The organism is Mycobacterium kyorinense, from assembly GCF_001672775.1.
GTDB classification, from domain to species: Bacteria; Actinomycetota; Actinomycetes; order Mycobacteriales; family Mycobacteriaceae; genus Mycobacterium; species Mycobacterium kyorinense_A.
This window is the reverse complement of record NZ_LZKJ01000118.1, coordinates 1-6,660: the sequence shown is the minus strand read 5'-3', so window position 1 is coordinate 6,660 and position 6,660 is coordinate 1. Positions and strand designations below refer to the sequence as shown.

General features: G+C 66.7%; 7 protein-coding genes, 1 tRNA gene and 1 pseudogene. 5 read left to right on the top strand and 4 right to left on the bottom strand.

The window, feature by feature from the left end; all coding sequences use genetic code 11:
* Nucleotides 1–87: 87 nt before the first annotated feature.
* Both A5707_RS13175 and A5707_RS13170 read right to left on the bottom strand, forming a co-directional pair.
* Nucleotides 88–309, bottom strand: a pseudogene (locus A5707_RS13175) (putative glycolipid-binding domain-containing protein); the annotation flags it as partial.
* A complete protein-coding gene (locus A5707_RS13170) occupies nucleotides 273–1,190 on the bottom strand; it encodes a prephenate dehydrogenase (protein WP_232000717.1) in 918 nt (305 codons plus the stop codon). The gene A5707_RS13170 and the pseudogene A5707_RS13175, both read right to left, overlap by 37 nt.
* A gap of 118 nt (nucleotides 1,191–1,308) precedes the next feature.
* Here A5707_RS13170 and A5707_RS13165 point away from each other — a divergent pair, with 118 nt between their 5' ends.
* From A5707_RS13165 to A5707_RS13150, 4 genes are all read left to right on the top strand, one after another.
* Entirely contained in the window at nucleotides 1,309–1,821 is a 513-nt protein-coding gene (locus A5707_RS13165; protein ID WP_065014913.1) for a tRNA adenosine deaminase-associated protein, read from the top strand.
* Nucleotides 1,818–2,276, top strand: coding sequence for a nucleoside deaminase (locus A5707_RS13160; RefSeq protein WP_065014912.1), 459 nt, complete (start codon nucleotides 1,818–1,820; stop codon nucleotides 2,274–2,276). The genes A5707_RS13165 and A5707_RS13160 overlap by 4 nt, the downstream gene beginning before the upstream one ends.
* Before the next feature lie 29 nt (nucleotides 2,277–2,305).
* A tRNA-Ser gene (locus A5707_RS13155) sits at nucleotides 2,306–2,396 on the top strand.
* Nucleotides 2,397–2,698: 302 nt separating this feature from the next.
* Entirely contained in the window at nucleotides 2,699–3,010 is a 312-nt protein-coding gene (locus A5707_RS13150; protein WP_156657878.1) for a hypothetical protein, read from the top strand.
* A 19-nt stretch (nucleotides 3,011–3,029) separates the two neighbouring features.
* Here the strand turns inward: A5707_RS13150 and A5707_RS24160 are convergent, their stop codons facing one another.
* Both A5707_RS24160 and A5707_RS13140 read right to left on the bottom strand, forming a co-directional pair.
* A complete protein-coding gene (locus A5707_RS24160) occupies nucleotides 3,030–3,401 on the bottom strand; it encodes a DUF4333 domain-containing protein (RefSeq protein ID WP_197495324.1) in 372 nt (123 codons plus the stop codon).
* Nucleotides 3,402–3,828: 427 nt separating this feature from the next.
* The gene (locus A5707_RS13140) at nucleotides 3,829–5,172 is read right to left on the bottom strand and encodes a neutral zinc metallopeptidase (protein WP_156657876.1); all 1,344 of its coding nucleotides are present in this window, start codon (nucleotides 5,170–5,172) and stop codon (nucleotides 3,829–3,831) included.
* A 324-nt stretch (nucleotides 5,173–5,496) separates the two neighbouring features.
* Here A5707_RS13140 and A5707_RS13135 point away from each other — a divergent pair.
* Nucleotides 5,497–6,660: DUF7159 family protein (locus A5707_RS13135; RefSeq protein WP_065014908.1), on the top strand; the 1,164-nt coding region annotated here is incomplete at its 3' end.

Here is a 6,660-nt window from a genome sequence, read left to right as displayed (position 1 = left end):
TCGGCGGGCCATGTGTGAAGCCAACGCTGATCAAGTGTTGCCGGCCGTCGACCGGTTAATGGAACTGAACCGCGGCGGGCGGGGTGATCAGATCCGCTCTGCCAAGCCTGGATAGTCCACGATGAAGCCGTCGGAGTCGATGGTGACGGTGACGTCCGACACCGGCGAGTGCACTTTGACGCTGTCTGGGCTTGCGGTGCCGGCACTGCTGTAACTGACGACGGCCGACGTGAGCGACATCTCGGGCAAGCTCACATAGATGACGGGCACCGTCACCGAGTCGGGCCGCTCTTGTAAGCCACGGCGGCGGCCAGCTCGGCACGCCAGTTCTCCTCACCCACGAAGACAGTGACGATCTCCGGCCGGGAAAAACTGTCGTAGCGGGTACGGGCGGCATGCCCGGTTTCGACCAGCTCGGCCACAGAATTGTTGTGCGCCAGCGACTCACGAGCGCCGCCGAGCAGTTCCATGAACCGGTCGACGGCCGGCAACACTTGATCAGCGTTGGCTTCACACATGGCCCGCACCAGATCGGGCGCGGTGACCGCCACCCGGGTGCCGTCGCGAAACGACCCTGCCGCCAGCGCAAAGGCCAGCGGGACCTCGGCGGCGGTGACGGCCAGCGCCTCGGCGAGCAGATGCGGCAGATGGGAAATCGCCGCCGCGGCGGCGTCGTGTTCGTCGGACCTGGCGGGGACCACCACCGAACCGCAATCCAGGGCCAGGTTCATCACCATCGTCCACACGGCGGGGTCGACGTGGTCGTCGACGCTGACGACCCACGGAGCGCCGGTGAACAACCGGACGTGGCCGGCGGCCCAGCCCGAATGCGCGGTGCCCGTCATCGGATGACCACCGACAAAACGCGCCTGCAGGCCGGCGGCCGTGACCTCCTCGAGCACCGCGCTTTTGACGCTGGTGACGTCAGTCAGCGGGCAGTCCGGAGCCAGTTCGCGGATGTAGGTCAGCAACGACGGGATCGCCGGCATCGGGACCGCGAGCACCACCAGCGCGCCGACATCTGCGGCGCGGGTCAGCGCTTCGGTGAGTTCGGTGGTCGCGTCGAAGCCGTCGAACCGCGCCGCCTGCACCCCTTCCACCGACCGGTTGTAGCCGAAGACCTCGCGGTTCGCCGCCGCCGCAGCGCGCATGATCGAGCCGCCGATCAGTCCCAGCCCCAGCACGCACACCGGTGTCTTCGCCACCCTCCAAGGTTGGCATATTCGCCAGAACAGCGACGTCCGACGGTCGGTCAAGCAAGGGCCGATCGGCTGGTCAAGGGGCTGGCCACCGACTAGCGTTGCGCGCATGGGACCGCAGCGGGCCTCCGCGCAGGCAGATACGCCGGACGGCTTCGGCGTTGCCGTGGTGCGTGAAGACGGCCAGTGGCGCTGCGCCCCGATGCGGCGCAAAGCTTTGACCAGTTTGGCCGAAGCCGAGACCGAACTGCGCGAGTTACGCAGCGCCGGAGCGGTTTTCGGCCTGCTCGATATCGATGACGAGTTCTTCGTCATCGTGCGTCCCGGGCCGTCGGGAACCCGGCTGTTTCTCTCGGATGCCACCGCGGCCCTCGACTACGACATCGCCGCCGAAGTGCTGGACAAGCTAGACGCCGACATCGAGCCGGAGGACCTCGAAGACGCCGACCCGTTCGAAGAGGGCGACCTGGGCCTGCTGTCTGACGTCGGGCTGCCCGAGGCGGTGCTGAGCATCATTCTCGACGAGACCGACCTCTACGCCGACGAGCAGCTGGGCCGCATCGCCCGCGAGATGGGCTTCGCCGAGCAGCTGTCGACGGTGCTCGACCGTCTCGGTCGGTGAATAGCGACGACGACCTGATCCGCGCCGCGCTCGCGGTTGCCGCTACTGCGGGCCCGCGCGACGTCCCGGTGGGTGCCGTGGTGGTCGGCGCCGACGGCACCGAGTTGGCCCGTGCGGTGAACGCCCGCGAAGCGCTTGGCGATCCGACCGCGCATGCGGAGATCCTGGCGATGCGGGCGGCCGCCGAGGTGCTCGGTGACGGCTGGCGGCTGGAGGGCACCACCCTGGCGGTCACCGTCGAGCCGTGCACGATGTGCGCGGGTGCGCTGGTGATGGCCCGCGTCGCGCGAGTGATCTTCGGGGCGTGGGAGCCCAAGACCGGTGCCGTCGGCTCGTTGTGGGACGTCGTGCGCGACCGGCGGCTCAATCATCGGCCCGCCGTGCGGGGCGGGGTGCTGGCCGGTGACTGCGCCGCGCTGCTGGAGGACTTCTTCGCGCGGCAGCGATTGGGGTGAGCCGGCGGCGGTTCGGTAGGCTGTCCGGCGGTGGCGTGTCCGAGCGGCCTAAGGAGCACGCCTCGAAAGCGTGTGACGGGTAACCCCCGTCCGAGGGTTCAAATCCCTCCGCCACCGCCAACTTCTTACCGCCATACACGCTGGTAGAAGCGCGTCTTACGCGCGGTCTTTCCGTCGCTGTTCGAGCCCCGTTGTTGTGGTCAGTCCGCTGAGTTGGCCCTGACATCTAGTCAACTGGACTTCTGTGTAATAAAGTGCGCTTCTATTCCGCGTCAAGGTGCCTAGCAGGGGTGACGCTGTTACATACGGAGGAGCCGACATGCCAATGAGCGGTCCTCCACCTGACAGTTACTCGCTTTCTGGTGGCCCGGCGTCGCTACGGCTGTTCCCACCAGGCTTGCCTCGGATTGGAGAACAGCACGGTGCCTACGCCACGCGAACCGCACATCGGGGTCATGGTTTCGATCGACACTTTTTTCGCCGCCCGTCTCGACGTCGGCAGTGAGATCTCGCTGTTGCTGGGACGCCCGCTATCCGATTGCCAGGGGCGTTTCGATTACGGGAGGCTGCCTGTCAGCCTGGCAGAACGGCTGGTCGGTCACCTCGAAACGGTCGTCGGCAGCCTCGAAAACATCGGCAACCCGAACTGGGACGACAAGACCCTGGCGTTGATGATCGGGGCCGTCCGCGACGACCAACAGCGCATCGACAAGCAGATCGCCGAACAGTCGTGAGCCAGCCGCGGCCACCCGGTCACCGGGGCCGGTCGACCTCATAGGTTCCGTTGTCGTCACGGAACACCACCGTCACTTGGCGTTTGGTCCCGTTGATGTGCACCTCACAGGTGAAGGTGCCGCCCTTCTGCACCACGGGATTGCGGCCGTGGTTGCAGCTGACCGTCGAAACGTTGTTGCGCCCGTACCCATAGACAGGGTCGGTGAGAATCTGCCGGACGCCGACCTGAGCCTTATTGACGTCGAGCTCGTTGCCGTGGAAAGACCCGAGTTGTCGCACGCCTAAGACCAGCGCCACCGCTGCCAGGCCCACCACCCCAACGCCTGCTGCTATCAGCACGCGACGCTCAGAGCCCTTGAACTGCCCAAGCCAGTCGTTGCGAATACGCATGCCCGGCAACGGTTTTGACTGCTGCTGCGGCGCGTTATACCCGGCACCGCGAGCGGCCGGGTAACCCGGAGGCGGCTGGTGATAAGGCGGGGGCGGAGGAGGGAATGGCGGGCGGCGGCGCAAATCGGGCTGCGGCGGTACCGGGTAGTTCTGCGCGGCCGGCCTGCGCGGATTTAGCTCATACCGCTTCGGCGCGTTCGGACGTCCAGACTCCATCGGCCGCTGCACTGTTCGCTCTTCCGGTCTGCCGCTTGGTCTTTCGACTCGACGCGGCGGCTGCACGGGCTGCTGCCACCGGCGACCCGGCGGCCGGTGAAAAGGCTCGGTTGGGTTCGACCCGTGCGGACCGCTCATTGCACCTCTTCTCCTGCGCCACCAACCATTATTGAACTGGCTCGCAGCACGCACGGCACAAGAACGACACCTCTCAGGAGAACCGCTGGTAGCACTGGCCGGCACTACTGAGCAACCCGGAGTGAAACGCGAAAATACGGGAGAAGCCGGCCGGCACCGCGGTGCCGTTCACATCGCTGGCCACCAGGCCGTTGGTCAGCAGGCCGGAGATGGCTTCGTCGAGATCGCCAGCGCCCAGCACCAGCATCTTGCCCGACGGCAAGGCCATCGGCTCGGCCATGTTGCGCTGCGCAACCCCGGTCAGGCACGCGGCGCGCATGCCCGTCAGCGCGGAATCCAAGGACAGTCCCCGGTCGTGCTGCAACGCCAGCACATACCGCGACGTGAACACCGACAGGGCGGTGTTGTCACCCTGCGGCAAACCCAGCTGCGATTCGTCTGATGGCGCTCCCAACTGTTGCAGCGCAGGCATGTTGACCGCGAGCGTATTGATCGAGGGGCAGTAGACGACGGGTTGCGTCCCGCCGGCGGGATTGCAACTGGTGCCGGCCGACGACAGCGTCGGCGGGTCGGCCGGAGCGAAGATCTTTCCCAACAGCTCCATCATCGTGGACAGCGTGTCGTCGTCGATCCCGACGTCACTTTGCTGGCTCTCCGACTCAAACAACGAACTCGGCAGGTCGCCTCGGCGCTGTTGGATTTCGTCACTGTCGATCTCACCGCACGCTTCGGCGCCGCTGTCGAAACCGCGCTGCAGCGCGGTAACGCGGTCGAGGGCGGTTCCGTGCGGGTCGCCACTTGACGACGCCTCGGTCGGCGACGAGATGGGATCGCGTATGACGATCGCGCCGGCCAGGATATGGCTGAGATCGTCGCCCGTGCTCAGCTGAAAACGCGGTGACTCGCCTCCGGCGACCCAGCGCAGGTAGACCCCCGACAGACAGTCGGCCTGCTGCTCGCGGACGAGGGTCGGGGTCCAGTGGTGGATCAACTTCGCCATCCGCTGGACGGCGTGCCCGTATTCGTGTGCCAGCAGCGCATTGACGGCCATGTCCCCGAAGTATTTCCGGGCCGTGCGGATCAAGCTGCCGCGGTCCCACGCCAGCGTGTCGTTGCGATGGCAGTACATCGCGTTGGTGTTGCCGTACGTCTTGTTGCCGCACACCGTAGGGCCGAACCGGTCATCCGAGTCGTACGACAACAACGTGGAAACCGGGCTGAAGGCGCCTGAAAACGCTTCGGAGTAATGGTGTTGCCAGAAGTCCTCGATGTCGTCGATCGCAAACAACGCCAGGCGGTCGTCATCACCACCGTCCGTGTTGTGAACCCGGTCGGTGACCGGCGGTGGGACGTCGCGTGGACCGCTGGGGCCATCTGACACGGCCAATCCACCGACCCGGTCGGGGTCGTAGAGCATCGATACCGCCCTGCCGGACAAGGCCGCGTGACTGCAGCTTGCCAACACCAGAGCCGAGAGCGTCGCGCAGATCGCCGCTCTAAGTGTGATTGCCAATCAGATCCTCGGCGGTCCTCGATGAAGCTTGTTTGCGCCGCGCCCCAACGGTTGCTGCCTGAACTTTACAATCCTGGGCCTCACGTGATGTCTGGCCACTGACCTCCGCGGTGGCGAAGCCGTCACACGCTTGCCCGACCGAGTAGGGTCGAATCACCGGGGCCTGCACGCGGTGGATCGCTCCCCGCGCAGACTCCTCAGCGGCCAGCAAACTGCTTTGGAGGCGCGGTGGACATCGTATTGGGCATGTCGATGGCCCCGACGACCGTCCGCATGGTGCTGGTCGAGGGTGAAACCGGCGAGGGCGCGACCGTCGAGGAAGACGACTTCCAGATCACCACGGACGGCGACGCGCAGAGTCCCCCGACCCCCAGCGCAGCCGATCAAGTGGTTGCAGCCATCCTGGGCACGCGGGAAAGCGCCGTCGAAGGCGGTCACCGGCTGGCGTCGACGGGCGTGACCTGGACCGACCCCGTCGAGGCAAGCGCGCTTCGGGACGCGCTGGCCTCCCGCAAGGTCGAGAACGTCATGCTGGTCTCCGCGTTCCTGGCGGCGGCCGCGCTGGCCCAAACCGTCGGCGCCAACCTCGGCTATAGCCACACCGGCCTATTGTTCGTCGAACCGGACTGCGCGACGCTGGCGGTCGTCGATTCTGCTGATGGTTCGGTCGGCGACGTACACCGAGAGCCGTTACCCGAGGACGACACCGATGCGGTTGCCCGCCTCACCGCGATGACCGGGGCCGCCGCTGGTCTCGAGTCGGGGCCGGAGGGACTGTTCGTCGTCGGCTCCGGCGTCGACATCGGCATGATCAAGTCCGAGTTGGATGCCGCGACGTCGCTGGCGGTCAGCGCAGCTGACGATCCGGAAACCGCACTGGCCCGCGGGGCCGCGCTCGCCTCGGCCCACGCACCGCTATTCGAGTCGTCCACCGCCGCGCTGGCATATGCCCAAGATCCCGGCACCGGTGTCGTGGACCCGGAAATGGCCCTGGCCGCCGGTCTGGCCGCGACGGAGCCAGCCGGCGCTGACCAGCCTCTGGCATACAGCGCCGACGTCGACCCCGATGCCAACGCCTACACCGCCGACGCGTTCGCCGCGGATCCGGCCGAACTGCTCTTCGCTGGCGACGAGGACCGGCCCGAACGCAAACCGTTCCTGGTCGCTCTGGGCGTGCTGACGCTCTTCGTCGTGGGGGTGGCCGCGCTGGCGATCGCACTGGCGCTCGACATCCGCCCGCACGCCAACCAGCGACCCAACCTGGGACAAAGCGTCGTCGCGCCAACCCAAAAGCCTCCGCCACCAGCGCCTCCCCCGCAAGCGCATCGAGTCGGTGGGCGTGATCAGCTCCATCAACCAATTAAAGCGCAGCGACCAGCAGATCGGGTCCGA

Excerpts from the sequence above, each read along its gene's own strand:
- A5707_RS13165 (WP_065014913.1), top strand. The coding sequence starts at position 1,309 with ATGGGACCGCAGCGGGCCTCCGCGCAGGCAGATACGCCGGACGGCTTC.
- A5707_RS24160 (WP_197495324.1), bottom strand. The coding sequence starts at position 3,401 with ATGCGTATTCGCAACGACTGGCTTGGGCAGTTCAAGGGCTCTGAGCGT.
- A5707_RS13140 (WP_156657876.1), bottom strand. The coding sequence starts at position 5,172 with ATGCTCTACGACCCCGACCGGGTCGGTGGATTGGCCGTGTCAGATGGC.